The 16278-nt window shown below is 56.8% G+C and carries 13 protein-coding genes; 2 read left to right on the forward strand and 11 right to left on the reverse strand.

Annotated elements, in window-relative coordinates; translation table 11 throughout:
* Positions 1-9: 9 nt before the first annotated feature.
* Positions 10-1947 carry a sulfate adenylyltransferase subunit CysN gene (gene cysN / locus CIT26_RS09375; protein ID WP_167391339.1) on the reverse strand — a complete coding sequence of 646 codons (1938 nt, stop codon included), beginning with the start codon at positions 1945-1947 and terminating at the stop codon, positions 10-12.
* Between the two features lie 2 nt (positions 1948-1949).
* The gene (cysD, locus tag CIT26_RS09380; protein WP_095492359.1) at positions 1950-2855 is read right to left on the reverse strand and encodes a sulfate adenylyltransferase subunit CysD; all 906 of its coding nucleotides are present in this window, start codon (positions 2853-2855) and stop codon (positions 1950-1952) included.
* A 1245-nt stretch (positions 2856-4100) separates the two neighbouring features.
* Between cysD and CIT26_RS09390 the strand changes: the two genes are divergently transcribed.
* On the forward strand, positions 4101-5351 hold the full coding sequence (locus tag CIT26_RS09390; RefSeq protein WP_143747810.1) for a hypothetical protein: 1251 nt from the start codon (positions 4101-4103) through the stop codon (positions 5349-5351).
* Positions 5352-5538: 187 nt separating this feature from the next.
* Here CIT26_RS09390 and CIT26_RS09395 read toward each other — a convergent pair whose 3' ends face one another.
* The 4 genes from CIT26_RS09395 to CIT26_RS09410 are packed head-to-tail and all read right to left on the reverse strand — an operon-like array spanning position 5539 to position 11115.
* Complete coding sequence (locus tag CIT26_RS09395; protein ID WP_095492322.1) at positions 5539-6882, reverse strand: O-antigen ligase family protein; 1344 nt, start codon at positions 6880-6882, stop codon at positions 5539-5541.
* Positions 6879-8138: a tetratricopeptide repeat protein gene (locus CIT26_RS09400; RefSeq protein WP_167391340.1), complete on the reverse strand. Its 1260-nt coding sequence runs from the start codon at positions 8136-8138 to the stop codon at positions 6879-6881. Before CIT26_RS09400 ends, CIT26_RS09395 begins: the two co-directional genes overlap by 4 nt.
* On the reverse strand, positions 8026-10398 hold the full coding sequence (locus tag CIT26_RS09405) for a GumC family protein (RefSeq protein WP_095492323.1): 2373 nt from the start codon (positions 10396-10398) through the stop codon (positions 8026-8028). Before CIT26_RS09405 ends, CIT26_RS09400 begins: the two co-directional genes overlap by 113 nt.
* 54 nt (positions 10399-10452) lie before the next feature.
* Positions 10453-11115 (reverse strand): polysaccharide biosynthesis/export family protein, encoded by a 663-nt coding sequence (locus CIT26_RS09410; RefSeq protein WP_280951103.1) that lies wholly within the window; start codon positions 11113-11115, stop codon positions 10453-10455.
* Here CIT26_RS09410 and CIT26_RS37445 point away from each other — a divergent pair.
* A complete protein-coding gene (locus tag CIT26_RS37445) occupies positions 11021-11230 on the forward strand; it encodes a hypothetical protein (protein ID WP_245319301.1) in 210 nt (69 codons plus the stop codon). The two genes, CIT26_RS09410 and CIT26_RS37445, sit on opposite strands and share 95 nt — an antisense overlap.
* A gap of 10 nt (positions 11231-11240) precedes the next feature.
* On the opposite strand, the gene CIT26_RS09415 is transcribed toward CIT26_RS37445, so the two are convergent.
* From CIT26_RS09415 to CIT26_RS09430, 5 genes are all read right to left on the reverse strand, one after another.
* Positions 11241-12050, reverse strand: a complete 810-nt coding sequence (locus tag CIT26_RS09415) for a tyrosine-protein phosphatase (protein ID WP_095492361.1) — start codon at positions 12048-12050, stop codon at positions 11241-11243.
* Between the two features lie 126 nt (positions 12051-12176).
* Positions 12177-12326 (reverse strand): hypothetical protein, encoded by a 150-nt coding sequence (locus CIT26_RS36490; protein ID WP_167391341.1) that lies wholly within the window; start codon positions 12324-12326, stop codon positions 12177-12179.
* A 101-nt stretch (positions 12327-12427) separates the two neighbouring features.
* Positions 12428-12934 (reverse strand): hypothetical protein, encoded by a 507-nt coding sequence (locus CIT26_RS09420; protein WP_095492325.1) that lies wholly within the window; start codon positions 12932-12934, stop codon positions 12428-12430.
* A gap of 377 nt (positions 12935-13311) precedes the next feature.
* Complete coding sequence (locus CIT26_RS09425) at positions 13312-13779, reverse strand: hypothetical protein (protein ID WP_095492326.1); 468 nt, start codon at positions 13777-13779, stop codon at positions 13312-13314.
* Positions 13780-14015: 236 nt separating this feature from the next.
* Positions 14016-16256: an AGE family epimerase/isomerase gene (locus CIT26_RS09430; RefSeq protein ID WP_095492327.1), complete on the reverse strand. Its 2241-nt coding sequence runs from the start codon at positions 16254-16256 to the stop codon at positions 14016-14018.
* Positions 16257-16278: the final 22 nt, after the last annotated feature.

The following is a 16278-nucleotide window of genomic DNA, read 5'->3' on the forward strand; positions in this document are numbered from 1 at the left end:
GCTTCGTCGTCAGATGCCGCCGCCGCTATCGTATTGGTTTTCGGCAATGTCGCGCTCGTTCAGCCAGAGTTCCAGGGCCTCTACCATCTCCTCGGCAGACTTGCCGAGTGTCTTGAGATGGATTTCGGGGTTTTCCGGGGCTTCATACGGTGAATCGACGCCGGTGAAATTTTTGATTTCGCCATTCAATGCCCGCGCATAGAGGCCCTTCGGATCGCGTCTGGCGCATTCCTCAAAAGGTGTGTCGACAAACACCTCGACGAATTCACCGTTGGCCATCAATTCCCTGGCCATGCGCCGCTCTGCGCTGAAGGGCGAAATGAAGGAAACGATGACGATCAGCCCGGCATCGGCCATCAGCCGCGCCACTTCCGCAACGCGGCGAATGTTTTCGACGCGGTCGGCGTCGGTGAAGCCAAGATCGCGGTTGAGGCCGTGGCGGACATTGTCGCCATCCAGGATGTAGGTATGGCGGCCGGTGGCGAACAGCTTCTTCTCAAAAAGATTGGCGATGGTCGACTTGCCCGAGCCCGAGAGCCCGGTGAACCAGAACACTGCGGGCCGCTGGTTCTTCAGATCGGCGCGGCCGTGCTTGCCGACATCGAGCGATTGCCAGTGGATGTTCTCGGCGCGGCGCAGCGAATGCAGGATCATGCCGGCGCCGACCGTGGCGTTGGTGATGCGGTCGATCAGGATGAAGGCGCCGGTCGTGCGGTTCTCGGCGAACGTATCGAAGGCGATCGGCGCCCGCGTCGAGATGTTGCAAATGCCGACCTCGTTCATTTCGAGCGACTTGGCCGCCTCATGAGCAAAGTCGTTGACGTTGACGCGGTATTTCAGGTCGGTGACGGTTGCGCTGGTCTGATCGGTCTCGGTCCGCAGGATGTAGGAGCGGCCAGGCAGCAGCGCGTGCTCGTCAAACCAGACGATGTTGGCGGCGAACTGGTCGGCGACCTGGGGCCGCGCCGCCGGCGACACCAGCATGTTGCCGCGCGAGACCTCTACCTCGTCGTCGAGGACAAGGGTGATGGCCTGGCCGGCGACCGCTTGGCTCAGGTCGCCGCCATGCGAGACGATGCGCCTGACATGAGAGGACTTGCCGGATTTGGCGACAACGACCTCGTCGCCTGGTGAGACGGAGCCGGACGCAATCGTGCCGGCAAAACCGCGAAAATCGAGATTGGGGCGGTTCACATACTGCACCGGAAAACGGAACGGCAGTTCGACAACGGCTTCATCGACCGACACGGCTTCCAGATGTTCGATCAGCGTCGGCCCGGAATACCATTCCGTCTTGTCCGAGCGGCTGGTGACGTTGTCGCCGTAACGGGCAGACATCGGGATGGGCACGATCGTCTCGAAGCCGAGCTTGTGCGAGAACTGCCTGAAATCCTCGATGATCCGTTCGAACACGGCCTTGTCGAAGCCGACGAGGTCGATCTTGTTGACGGCCAGGACGATGTGCCGGATGCCCAGCAGCGAGGCGATGATCGAATGGCGCCTGGTCTGGCGCAGCACGCCCTGCCGGGCATCGATCAGAACGATGGCAAGATCGGCGGTCGATGCGCCCGTCGCCATGTTGCGCGTGTACTGTTCGTGGCCGGGCGTGTCGGCAACGATGAATTTGCGTTTCGGCGTGGCGAAAAAGCGATAGGCGATATCGATGGTGATGCCCTGCTCGCGCTCGGCCTCAAGGCCATCGACCAGCAGGGCAAAATCGACGTCGTCGCCCGTCGTCCCGTGCTTGCGCGAATCACGCTCGAGCGCGGCAAGCTGGTCCTCGAAAATCTGCTTGGTATCCGAAAGCAGGCGCCCGATCAGCGTCGACTTGCCGTCGTCCACGGAACCGCAGGTCAGGAAGCGCAGCAGCGACTTTTGTTCCTGCACCGCCAGATAGTCACGAATGCCGTCGGTGGGCGCGAGGCTCTCGGCCGTGATGTGGCGCATGCTCAGAAATACCCCTCGCGCTTCTTCTTTTCCATCGAACCGGCTTCATCACGGTCGATCAGGCGGCCCTGCCGTTCGGAGGTGCGCGCCGTCAGCATTTCGCCGACAATGGCCTCCAGCGTATCGGCGTCGGATTCGATCGCGCCGGTCAGCGGATAGCAGCCAAGCGTGCGGAACCGCACCAGCCGGTTCTCAACCGTCTCGCCGGGACGCAGTTCCATACGGTCGTCATCCTTCAGAATGAGCATGCCGTCGCGTTCGACGACCGGTCGCTCCTTGGCGAAATAGAGCGGCACGATCGGGATGTCCTCCTGGAGAATATACTGCCAGATATCGAGTTCGGTCCAGTTCGACAACGGAAACACCCGGATCGATTCACCGGTCGCGATGCGGGTGTTGAATATCTTCCACATCTCCGGCCGCTGGTTCTTCGGATCCCAGACGTGCTGGGCGTTGCGGAAGGAGAATATCCGCTCCTTGGCGCGCGATTTCTCCTCGTCGCGCCGCGCCCCGCCGAAGGCTGCATCGAAGCCGTATTTGTCGAGTGCCTGCCGCAGCGCCACGGTCTTCATCACATGCGTATGGGTGTTCGAGCCATGGTCGAAGGGATTGATGTTGTCGCGTACGCCGTCTTCGTTGACATGCACCAGGAGATCGAAGCCGAGCTTTTGCGCCATCTGATCGCGAAACGCGATCATCTCGCGGAATTTCCAGGTCGTGTCGACGTGGAGAAAGGGAAAGGGCGGCTTGGCCGGATAAAACGCCTTCATCGCAAGATGCATCAGCACGGAGGAATCCTTGCCGACCGAATAGAGCATGACCGGCTTGGCGAAGGCCGCCGCTACCTCGCGAAAGATATGGATGGATTCAGCCTCAAGCCGCTGAAGGTGCGTAAGCGCGATATTCATGGACTGCAAGCGTTCTCTCGTGCCAATCCAGACCTTGCATCGATGCATCAGGCGCAATTTTCAGCGGCCCGGTTCAAGCTTCACTTCTGGACAATGTGTCTTCGTGCGGGCCTTCTAGCAGATCGCCATCGTTTATAACAATGCAAGACGGGCCTGCCCTGGAGTGGTTCGGGAATGAATTTTCCACGCGGGGACCAGAACCCGGAAATTCCTGCTCAAAGGGCTGGCGAGCTTGGTGGCCGAAAAAATATTCCCTGGAGCGGCCGCGATCAGCGTCAACTCGGCTACACGTTCCTGCGGTCACGTAGATTGAGCAGCACCGTCGATTTTTGATGGCAATCCCGTCTCGCCGTACTATGGAAAACGATGATCAGCCGCTATACTGGCTCCCGAAAACAAGTCGCCATTCGTAATGCAACTTGCACGAACCCTGAAGACCGTCGCGCCAAGCACGGTCGAAAAGCCCATCCCAGAAAACCTCTCCGAACAAGGCGAGCAGCAGCCTTGAGCCGGTTTTCGTCGATAACAGGTCAATTCACGCCTTCCCGAGTTAATATCTACTTGTCCATTCTGGAATTGTGGTGATCACCTATCTCTCAGGCGGAATGGTTCTGATCGGCCACGATATTCTGGACGCAATCCTAATGATGTTCCTGGTATCCGGAACATGCCTTGCGTCAGGACGCCACCTGCCTCTGATGGAAGAGCTGACGCTCTCCATAGCACCAACAGTCCGATAGAAGTTCGGGCAAGACAATGAAGGTGTTAGTAACAGGATTCACAGGGGTTCATCCGCCGTCTGTCGTACGACAGTTCAGCGGATAGAGCCGGGTTCCGCTGCCCCCAGCCTGGATAATGCCTCTCAAGCTCTCCTAAAACTGCCTTCGCTTCCCAGCCGACGCAATTTGTTCGAGCTTATGTTTCGCGCGGCGGCTTGTCTTGGCCTGAGTTACCACTCTCTGGGATCCTGGCGCCTGTGCAAAATTTAACTTCGAGGCAGAGCGACCATGGCTTCGCGCCGTGGGAAGTTTTCGAGATCCCGGAATTCATCGCCAAGCCGTCTGTCGGGCAAGCCTCTTCAATGCAGCGTTTGGTTCAGACGACCCTAGCCGCGATGCCGAATCTAATCGATGCACTGCGGCAGGATCATCCTTCTATCGCGGCATTTGCGGAGTTGACCTCGGTCACAACGAGTGGCATTTCAACTCGGATTGTCCGCTACTACCGAGTTAAGGTTGGGTGCAGATGAAATCAATCGTGGTCGCGTTTGGAGTGCTACTCTCGATGCTCTCTCGGGATGGTGGCTCTACCGAAGAACGAACGCCCTGGATAGATATCCCTACCGTCCAAATGCGTGGAGGGCTGTCAGTTTTCTGGGCTATGGGTGGCAGTCAGAGTGAGAGACATCGCAAGGAGGCGGTGGCTCACGGGTTCCAGCTCTCCACCGCTCTGAACACCTTTGCTGACTATCCTGGAAAGCAGAAGGAAAATATCGCGAACTTTGCAAAGAGTGCTCTAGCCAATCCATGGGCGAAGCCTCCGTTTTTTGAGCGCATTGTGCGCCGAAATATCGAAGCGCGCAGACCGGAAGGCATCTTCTTCCACGACATCGAAATTCCGTACTCCAACGATGCGGAGGCGGCTTGGGAGAATGCGCAAACACGTAAGCTATCTGGGGCCAGTTCGTTTCCGGAATTTGAGAAGGACTACCTCAAAGAGTGGTCGACTTGGTTTTCACTTCCGCTGCAATGGACGAAAGAGATCTATCCGCAGACCCCTGTAGGGCTGTACGGAGTTCAACCTTTCCGCCGTGATTTCTGGGGCATCGCTGGTAAGAGCGCCAGTCAGATCGATGGTTCTCACGCTACCGACCTGGAGCTATGGCGAAATATTGATCGGTACGTCGATTACTATATCGCCAGCATCTACGCCTTCTATCCGACGGCTGATTCCGTTTTCTACATGGCCGCTAATGTCGAGGAAAACTATACGCGCACCAAGCAGTTTGGTAACAGACCCGTCTATGCGTTTGAGTGGCTTCGCTATCACAACGCGAACAAGTGGGAAAAAAACAGGGAAATCGACCCTTGGCTGGTTGAGGCGATGGCGATCGTTCCTTGGTTCAGCGGGGCAAAAGGAATAGTTCTATGGGGCTGGGAACCAAATGATGATCGTCCCGACTTAGCCCCCTATGCTGTTTTTGACCGATATATGCGATCACTCGCGCGGGTTTCGAAGCTTTCCGAACTGATAGGTCGCGGAACTTTGGTGGTCGATACTCCGACCTATGATCTGTGGAGCAAGAGGCTGCCGCTGGTACGAAAAATCGTTGTAGGGCAGGACGACTGCGTTGTGATGGCTATCAATCCTTGGCAGTCGGACAATGAGACAACTAGCGTAGAAACGACATGCGGAAGTGCCCCCCTGCGTGTTGAGATGAAGGGCCGAATGGTAACGCTTTTGCATTCAGTTGGTCCCGCGAAAGCGTTCTTTTAATCTCGCTTTATCGCTCGACGGACCGCCTCTGTCGTCGTGGCGCTCCCATGAAGAACCTGGCCTATAGTGCATCCCTTGATTTCGGAGGACAAGGATGCCCCATCAAAGCCTGGGATCAAACACCTAGCCTGAGACGGCCCTGTCGATCGTCTACGACACATCAGAGAGCGCACCGAAACCATTTCAGTCACGAAGCTTCGGGACGACGTCGCTGGGACGAAGTTCCGATGGGAACAAATAATTTGTCACCGTTGTGGTCGATCTCGATCAATTCGCTCTTCTGGGCCAGACGCTCTGCAAATCCTTTGTGAAAGATAATTGCGTTCATATAGGCAAACGTCATTGCAAGGGCTTCGGTCCGTAACGGGTAATCAACCAGTGAATGGATGAGAAGAAACGACACCGAGAGAAAAGCTGCCTTTTGAAGTGGATCGCGGCGAATTCTGGCAAGTGCCGCAAACAGTAAAACGAAATAAACCACCATCAGCAGAATAGCTATAAATCCGCCCTCAAAGGCTATCTCAAGATAATCGTTGTGAGCATGATTGACATATTTCTCGAATATCATCTCCTCTTTTTCGTATATCTGATAGGCTTTTTGAAAATTCCCAAACCCAACGCCAGTCGCCAAATTCTCTTTGATTCCCTCGATAGTGGTTCGCGCAAATTCTCCTCGCCCGAAAGCCGGATCAAGCACCTTTGCATCGATCTTCGTCCACGCGCCTATCGTGTAGACCGAGAGCCCGATGAAAATCGCCAGGATGCTCAATCCACTCACCCTGGAACGCGCTGAAAGAAAGACGATGGATAGTACGGTGATCGCCAACCCAATCAGAACACCAGCACGCGAACCGGCAGCCAGAAGGAGCAGCAAAAGCGAGACCAGTCCGAGCGATCCTGACAAGAGATGTCCACGGAACAGACCGTAATAAACGACGAAGGGGATAGAAACAAAAAGCAAAGCCGCAAAATGATTCTGGTTGGCAAAAAGCCCGGCGTTGATCGTAAAAGGCAACAATCCCTCTATGGCGATGTCGTCAGAGAGCGAATATTGAATCGCTCCCGCTAACCCATTGCAGATAACGCCCATAAAAAAGAACGGCAGAAGCCCTTGAACCTGCTCGGTGCGCAAACGCAATACGCTCAAGAAAAACGCGGCTGACGCCACCAGATACAACAGACACTCGATCGTTCGGCCGACTCCGACGCTGACGAAGCGAGATCGGGTTTCTCCCGCCAGCCATGGATCGCCAAGCAACAACTCTGGTCGCGACCCGTTGAATATGACGGCAGGCAGCGGGAGGATTTGTAAAATCACCAATGCCACAGCGAAGATAAGCAGCCACAGAATTGAATGGGGGATTCTTGGGCCAGAAGTCTGCGAAAAAACAGTCGCCGCCGAGATGATTGCCGCAACCTGAACCAGCGTATCCGTATAGAGGCCGCTTGCAGTCCCTCCGCCTATCAGCAGCGATGTAAACAGAACCGATCCGAGGAGATATTTATCCCATTCCGATGGCCGGTCGCTCAAGATGAAAGTCTCTCGATGCTCAATTTGTGCATTACCAACGTACCGACGTAGCGAAATCGCCAGCTCTCAGCAATGGCGGCCGTCTCCAGCCGTAACAATTGCATGGGGCACCCAGCCGGTCCAATCGAAAAATCCTGACTAAGGGCCTGACGATTGTATGTACCCTCAGGAATTTTGAACCGCGCTGTTTCGCCGGCAGGCCCCATGCACCTGATCGACCAGAACAATTCCTTTGGAAGTTTCAGGTTCCTTGCAGAGGCATTCAGAGAAATCTTGTACGAACCTGGAGGGAGTTCAATATACTGCTGAAGAGAAGCGTTCTTGACGGGCGTGTTCAGGAAGCGAACCGTCGCTCCACCCTCACCTTCGACCGCATCCTGGGATGTTACAAAGGTAACTTCCAAACCTGACTGCTCGCCGATTTGCCAATCGAAAGGTTTACCGCTGGGTACCGGTTCAAAGGTACTGTTGAAAATGTACCCGCCCAACTTCCGTTCCTGATCAGACAGGCTGAAAAGAAACAACCGATAGGCCTGTTCATATTCCTTCTGACGAATATGTTCGTAGATCACCCGGGACAACTCGCTCGATTTTGGCGGCGCGCTTGACCCAGTCAAATCGAGCAGCAGTCGATCTGCTGACTTAAGCCCCGCGGGGGTTTTGCCGAGAGCCGCGAACAGACTAGCTCTCCAAGGTGCCTCCGCCTTGATGGCTGCCAGGACGGCCTGGTATCCATCGGGGCTCGAGAGGATTGTCGGCAGACCCTCGGCGACGGCCGGAAATCGATCTGGCCATCGCCGTAGCAATATATCGATCTCGCCGACAGCCTTTGACAGATCGCCTGTCTCGATCGAGTGGCCTATCGACCTCTGGAGCGCGTGGATCTCGGTCTTGGATAACTTTCGAGCTTGATCGAAGAACTCATAGGCTTCTTCTTTTTTGCCCTGTCGGTATTTGATCTCGCCAATCAAGCTGTAGAGACGTGCATCTGCCAGATCGAAGCGAAGCGCGCCTTCGGCCTTGGCGAGCAACGCATCGAGATCAGGATCGTTGGTTGCGTCGTTCAGATCGTCGGTGATTTCGCTTATCAAGGCATTGACGTTCAACGGATCCAGCGCGAGGGAAACGACTGGCGTCTCGGTTTCAAGAAACCGACTTAGCCCGATCGACGAAGCCGCCAACACTAGAACGGATGCGACGAACCAAACGCCTGAACGCCGGAGATTTCGCATAAGCGGGCTGGTCTGCTCCGTCATCGACTTTGCCCTCAAGTTTCGGGGTGCCGTAGTCGTAATATTGGTAATTCATATACTTGTAGGCGTAGTTGTAGTCGAATTTGTTCACCGCAAACTTCGACATCGCGGCTCCGACCACGTTCGCGCCGGCAGCTCGCAGGCGCTTCAACGCCGTCTTCGCTGACTTGCGTGTCACCTGGTTGGTAGAGATGACCATCAATGTGCCCTCGGCAAGCCGGCTGAGAATGGGGGCATCTGAAAGGCCGACGATCGGCGGGGCATCGATTATGACAAGATCGAAGCGCTTGCCGAGATTCGTGATGATCAGCGCCATCTTCGGCGAAGAGAGCAGGTCAGCAGGGTTCGGCGGGATCGTTCCAGAGGTCAGGACGGTCACATTAGGATATTTCGTCGCTCTGAAAATGCTTGCCAGATCCTCCTTGCGGACGGTGTTCGTCAGCAGATTGCTCAGTCCGATTGTGTTGTCGAGTCCAAACAGCCGATGAAGGTTCGGCTTTCGAAGATCGCCGTCGACAATGAGAACCCTCGCACCGAGCGCTGCAAAATCCTGCCCGAGCTTGAACGAGGTGGTCGACTTGCCTTCCGACGGCTCCGAACTCGTGACCAGCAGCGATCGCGGCGCACCCTCGGCGCCGGAGAACTGCAACGAAGTTCGAAGCGAACGGTAGGCCTCGGACAGTCCTGACTTCTGGTCGGTGATGCTGGCTATGAGTTCCCGGTCGTCGACAAGCGGCAAGATGCCGAGCATCGCCAATCCCAGTTCCTTTTCGATCTGCTCAGGGTTGGTAAAGGTATTGTTCAACAACTCGATAATGTAAATAATTGATGCACTCAGAGCTAAGAAAAGGGCCAGAGCGATCGCAAGATTGATGCTCACACGCGGAGAATAAGGACTGCCAGGCTGTGTCGCGAAATCGACGATTGCCGCGCTTTGTGTCTTGAGTTCAGAGCTGACACCGACCTCGTTCAGCTTGGCAATAAGGTTGTCATACTGAGACCTGTTTGAATCAACCTCGCGCTTCAGGATCGTGTATTTGATGTTTTTATCGTTGAAGATGACCTGCTGCTTCTCCATCTCGGCAAGTTTTGACTTGAGGTCGGCCTCCTTGTTCTGAGCTTCCTGGTATTTCTGCCGCAACGAATCGGTTATGGTCAAAACGCCATTGTTATAAAGCCGTTGCAGCTCCTTGATCTGCGCCTGAAGCTGCTGCATTTCTGGAAAGCCAGGCTTCAATATGCCCAACTTCTGCTGATACTGGCTGGTCAAATCCGCCAGTTTGTCGGTGATCTTCTGTAGGCCTTCGCTTTCCAAGACTGGGCCGAGACTCGACCCGCGACCTTTGTCAATCTGGTCCACCATCCGTCCGGCATCGAGACGTTCCTGGATTGCTGTCGCGAGGGCGGTGTTCAGGGCCTCGATATTCGACCCAATCAGCGATTTTTCATCGCCGGTAATCGTGATGCCCGCATCCTTTGCATAGGCGACCAGGTCTTCTTCGGATTTCTGCAGCTTTTGCTTTACCTGCAAAACCTGTTCCTGGATGAACTGCCGTGCCAGGTCTGAAGTCTCGCTGGTCTGATCGAGGCGCTGGTCGATAAAGCTTTGCGCGACCTGATTGGCTACATCACTTGCATATTTCGGTTTCTGGTCGGCAAACGTAATCGACAGCAGGCTTGTGTTGGTGACAAGATTGACCGTGAGGTCATTCAGAACGCGACCGATCGCAATCCTCTCACGTTCCTCTGGGGTTTTCTCTTCGATGGAAGGCGATTTAGAAATTCCGAACGCACGATAGAAAATATTGCTAAGCGAGAAGCTCGGCGTCGGAAACAGGAAGTCCGGCTTTTCGCTGAGCCCCAGTTGGAACACCACGCGTTGTGCCAGCGCGCGGCTTTTGAGCTTTTCACGGGCGGTTTGAAAGGCCCGCAGATCGCTGCTTTCAGAAACCACCTCAATGTCCTGGAAGACCTTGGCCGAAGGAACCAACACTTCCAATTGCGTTGTTGCCCGATATTTTGGCGTCTGCATCATGGTAACAACGACGCCGGCAACTAGCCCAGCGGCAGCCATCATCACGATCAGCCACCGATACTGGACAACGTAAAACAGCAGCCTGAGCGGATTGAAGCCCTCGTCCTGCTCCGAATAATCGCGACCATACGAGCTATAGTTTTGCGCACCGTCATAATACAGATCGGGGGACAAGGCTTGGCCATGTCCTGGGCCTGCAATTTGATGCTGACTGTTACGATCGAGCATGGTGCGAAGTAATCCTGGGTTTGTCTGTAAATCCTGAATTCTGACGGGCCATGGTTATATTCCCGGGATCACCGCAATTCGCGCTGCACTCGAGGCGACACCGAGGGCGTCCTTGAGATTGTTCAGCGCAATTTTCGATTTCGAGGCGAAGACGACAATCTTGTCGCCGCCATAGATGCGTGGATTGCGGCTCTTGCCGGCGCGAATCTGCTCCACATCGTAATTTGCGACCAATGTGTTTGGGCCGATATTGCGGTAAACAAAGACTTTTTTTGCGTCTCCAACGGCATTGAACCCTCCAGCAAGGGCGATCGCGTCGATGAGGGAGGAATTGCTCGACACCGGAAAAATACCGGCCCTGGTGACTTCGCCATCGACGGTAATGCGCTGTCCGATCGATTCCTTAACGTAGACCGACACATCGGGCGCCTGCAAATAGTTGGCGCCGTAGGCCGTTTCGATTTCCTGCTCCAGCTGACGGACGGTCTTTCCTGCCGCGGTGACGGTTCCGATAAGTGGAAGCGAAATTTGCCCGCCGGCGTCGACTTGAACGGTTCTGTTCAGATTGTCGACCTGGAACACATTCACCTCGATCACATCGTTCGGAGATAACGGCTGCTCGTTGCCGTTCCCGGTGTTTTGCGGCGCAGGCAGGTCCTTTACGACCTGCAGGGCGCCGCCGCCCGAAAGCGGCGCCGACGATGACGACAGTTGCAGCGCATCGACCGAAGTCGGCGAAGACGATGCCGTCGACGAGGTGCTCGTGCAGGCAGACATCGAGAGCGAAGCGAGCAAGACACATATCGTGCCCAAGCAACTTTTTGCGAAATGAAAAACGCCCATTACGCTGTCCCACCCTTCAACAAGCGACCCAATCCCGCAAAGCGACCGACGTTGCCGGGGCTTGGCTTTTTCGAGCCTGCCTTTCCGACCGGCTCGAGAGGCCGGTTCGCCAATATTTCGCCTGGACGTTTCAACACCATGTTGCGGGCCTCGTCTTCCCCACATCGCTTCGCCGCCGCGGCGACGGCCTGCGTAAGCCCAGGACGCCGGCGGGTGGCGCCATGGGTGTCCGATGCGATAACATCCACCCTGCCCTCGTCAATCAGCTTTTCCGAGTAGTAGAGCGCTGTGCGTCCAAAAGCACCAACAATCGAGTCTGCGGTAAGCTGAACAAGGCAGCCGATTGCATTCAACCTCTCGACAACATCGTAATTCGTCTTGATCCAGGTCAGCCGCTCAGGATGGGTAAGAATCGGGATGAACCCGGCGTTTATGAGGCGCAGAGCAAGATCTTCCAGTCTTGGCGGCAGAACGTGATGCGGCGGTTCGAATAGAAAATAACGAGATCTGTTCAAGGTCGGCACGCTACCTAGCGCCAATTGCTCCGGAAGATCCGGCGCTATATGCACGTCGGCCCCAACGTAAAGAGCAAGCGGTATTGCCGCGCGGCGTAGAGCCTGCTCCAACCCTTGAACCGCTCGGGCAATATTTGCCGATCCGTTTTCGTACATGCCTGGCACGATATGCGGCGTACACGCCATATGCGTCGTTCCATCTGCCACCGCCAGCCGCGCCATTTCCAGCGACTCAGCAAGACTGGGCGAGCCGTCGTCAAGACCGGGCAAGATGTGGGAATGCAGGTCGATCATTGGCGTTTGTGGCCACATTGAAGCAACGTAGCAACTTCTCCCGGATAACAGGTAAATGCGCCATCCGCACGATAGCGAATGACGCGTTTAGCAAGTTCATGCAATGCGGTAGATGCCAGAATCAAGCTATTCGCTGACTGCGTGCAAGTTAACGATCAGCGTTGCCGCGCCACCTGTCACAGCGCCGCCCAGCGGCGCGAGACGAACTCGCCCAGCACGAAGCGCATTCAGCTTCAACTCAATCAATAGAGCGGTATGGTTGACGAACTCCATCAATCCCGACTCCAACCGATGCGCCAAGGCTACGGCACAGAGGCGCCGGCAATACAATACAACAGAGGCAGTCACATGCCTCTGCTGTATTACCTTAACTGAGCCTAACGGCTAACGGCGCGGCCATCATCCTGCGTTGCAGCAAGGAGACCAGAGCCAAGACCCATGCCCCCAAAAATATAGAACGGAGTGTTGGACTGGTTGCCGCCCGGGGGAATCTGACCCGTATGCTCAGAGCTAACGGCGGCAGCCGTCTGCTCGGAACCCACGACTTTCAGGCAGATATTGTTCTCGACACGGGAAATGTCGAGGCTTGAATTCGCAGGCACATCCAGGTTGCAGCCACCGACATTGACCGAAGCCGATCCCTTAGCACCGACCACTATGCGGCTGCCGAAATTCAGAGCATTTCCCGCCTTGGCCGGGCCATAGCCAGCCGCTTGCGAAACCATCACGTCGCCATTGGCGTGCCCGATGGAACCAATCGAATTCGCTGCTGCCTGATAGGCTGTCGTACATGTGCATGGCGCGTCTTGGGCGAAAGACGAAACCGGGCCGAAACCGATCGAGGCGACAACTCCGGCTAACGCACTTTTAACTATAAGGTTCATTCGTTTCGATCCTTTTTGTCCCGCCGTACCTCAGCCCCGCCCGATCACCAAGGTATAGAAGCGCGTAACAGCTTTCTACTTTGATTCCAACATGTTTCGCATTTGCGAGATGACTTTTTGGTTGCCCCTGTGTTTCATTGGACACACTCAGTTGCCAACTTTGAATCTACCATTTTTGCTGCCGGCCCCTGTCGAAATTGTCGGAAAAGGCAAGTCTATTTCGTGGCCTTTGATGGCCGCCATTGCGCCGGGCTTCGTACAGGGATTATGGTCGACTCTGTTTGACGTGGGGCGTTGTCGCACATCCTGCCTTTCGTTTTATGACAGTCGCGATTCGTGGGAATGACGGACGCGAGGGCAGTTAGCGAAGCCGTGAGCTACGAACCCGATAAGCAAGATTTGTAGGTCGAACCCGCCTGCGCGGGCTGTCCGCACAAGATGCCATTCTCGGCAAGTTTCGCGGCCAAATCCGTGCCATCGGACGTGAGGCATTGCACAACGATGGCATCACCAAACTTTGCGGCGACATTGCCGTCGCAAGGCGTCCCCATGCCGACTGGCTTGCAGGTCAGGGCGACCCCTTGGTAGTCCCGGCGCGCCGCCTCCGTTACCATGGCACGCATGGATCCCGGCTTGGTAAACGCCACGCCGCACAACACAATCTTGCGGCCGGCGACGCGAAGATCATCGACTGCCTGGATGGAAAGCTTGCCGTCAAACGGCTCAAGTGCCGCTTGCGGCTTTGGCGGACGAACAGGCGTTCCTTTTTTCACGATGATGACAAAGAAGCCAACCGCAAACGCCAAGGCAACGAGTGCCAGCAAGCTTATTTTCTTGAACGACAAAAATTCTCACTCCCGCCGCGTCCAGGCACGCGTCTCTTTGCCTCTAGCGGAACATCCGCACGACCGCGCCGTCGCCTGGTCGATGATTGGCACGAAAACATTGGCCTATTTCAATCAAGAGATTTTCTATTCCGCCTTACCGCCCTACCGCCCGGAAATTGGAATCGGTTTTCCAGAAAGGGGGCATGCGCAGGGCCAAAATGTTAGAGCGTCTTTGCGTGTCCAAGCGGGGCGCTCTACTGAGGCTCGCCGACGGTGGTGTCGAGATATTGCGTCAGCGCACAGACCAGGTGGTAGAAGATGCTTGCCGGCACATCGGTCGCCAGCGAGCGGCCGCGCTCGTCGATCCGGTCTATCCACAGGCCGAGCGGTGCCGGATTGATGTGCCAACGGAAGAGGCGGCCGACACGCGCTTCGATCTCGGGCTTGAGGTCGGGGCCGCCTGAACCGTCGAGTGCAATCGCCGCCTTGATTGCTTCGGCCTGCGGCCAACTGCGCGAGACAAGGTCGAGCGGCAGGCCTTGCCGCGAGACGGCGCCATAGGCGAGGCCGGTGGCGCGATTGAGGCCGTTGGCGATGGCCGAGGCATAGAGCTTTCTGGCAAAGCCGGTCAGTTCACTCTGGCCGCTGCGCCCGGCAAAGTCGACCAGCAGCGAGGCCCATTCGAAATGGTGGCCGGGTTCCGTCCATGTACCCTTCTCGCCCTCCGCCGGCCTCCACTCGGCGTCGAAATATTCGCCCAGCGTCCAGCTTTCCGGATCGAAGAAATGGCTGCGAAACAGATCGACGATGCGCGCGGCGCGGCGAAGATAGGCGAGCTCGCCGGTCGCTTGATGCCAGGCCAGGAAAGCCTCGAGCAGATGCATATGCGGGTTGGAACGCCGGTCGCCCGCGCCGCTCGACGTTTCGAGAAAGCCGGTCATGCGGTGATCCTCGAGATGCGCGTCGAGAAACGAAAACGTTTCTTCGGCAAGCCGTAATGCATCAGGATTGCCGACCATATGAGCATGCGCCAGCGCCAGGAGCACGCAGGAATGATCGTAGGCATCCTCGGCGGGGTCGGCGACCGTGCCGTCGACATTAAGCGTACGCACCCAGCCGCCATTGTCGGTGCGGCCGTTCCTGGCCATGAATTCGAGGCCGTGGCTGATCAGCCGGTCGGCAGGCCCGTCCCAGCCGCGCGCCTTGGCGACAGCGAAGGCGTAGACTTGCCTGGCCATGGTGCGCATGCGCTTGGGCTTCTTCAGCGGTGTGGCGTCAAAGCCGAGCGCCTCATGAAACCCGCCATGGCGCTCATCGACCCCGACCGTGGACCAAAGTGGCACCGTCTCTTCGAACAGCCAGTGATGAACACGGCGCCGCCAGGCGCCGCTTTCGATCACGCGATCGCCGGCGGGTGTGAACCTGGTTTCCAGCCGGCCGCTCTTTTCGAGTTGCTCGACGATCTTCTTGACGTTCTGGCTGCGGCTGACCGGCGCGACGAAGGTGGCATCGGCGGTCGAGACGATGGCAACGTCCTTCAAGCCGATGGCCGAGAGCAAACGACTGTCGCTGCGGATATAGGAGTTCTCACAGTCGATGGCGACGACATCGCCGACGATGACGTTGCCGTCATTGTCGGAGGGACCGACATCGAGCAGCGACTGCCAGGAGCCGAGATCGTTCCAGCGGAAGCCGGCCGGCACCATGGCGATGTGGCTTGCGCGCTCCATGATGGCATAGTCGATCGACGTCGAGGGAATGGCGGCGTAGAGTTCCAGAGGCATGTAGAGACCGGAAAGATCTGAGGTCGCGGCCTGATAGGCAATTTCGGTGGCCTTCCAGATCTCGGGTTCGAAAGCAGTGAAGGCGTCGCGCATGGCGCTGGCGCGAAACAGGAAGATGCCGGTGTTCCAGTAGAAATTGCCGGCCGCCACATAGCTCTGCGCGGTCACGAGGTCCGGTTTTTCGACGAAACGCGAGACATCATGGATGCCATCCTTCTCGCCGGCGACCTCGATATAGCCGTAGCCGGTCTCCGGCTGGCTAGGCTTGATGCCGAACACCACCAGCCGGCCCGCACGCGCCGCGCCGGTGCCGTTTTCCACGCTCTGCCAGAATTGCCGTGCGGTCGTAATCTCATGATCGGACGGCACCACCAGCACCAGGCTGTCGCCAAATTCGGACAGGGTGCGCAGAGTCGCCAGGGCAACGGCGGCGGCGGTGTTGCGCCCGGTCGGCTCGAACAACGGGCCACCGCCGGAAAGGTCGAGGCCGGCGAGATCGGCGTGAACGCGGTCGGCGTGCCGCTCCGAGGCGATCAGGAAGACCGGCGTTTCGCCCTTCGGCCGCGCCGTCAGCCGGTGCAAGGTCTTGACCAGCATCGAGCCATCGCCCGAAAAATCATGGAACTGCTTGGGATTGTCCTCGCGCGACAGCGGCCATAGGCGGGAGCCAATGCCACCGCTCATGACATAACTGACGATCCGCTCGGTCATAAGCACCCCTTAATTAGAGAGT

Source organism: Mesorhizobium temperatum (assembly GCF_002284575.1).
Lineage (GTDB): Bacteria > Pseudomonadota > Alphaproteobacteria > Rhizobiales > Rhizobiaceae > Mesorhizobium > Mesorhizobium temperatum.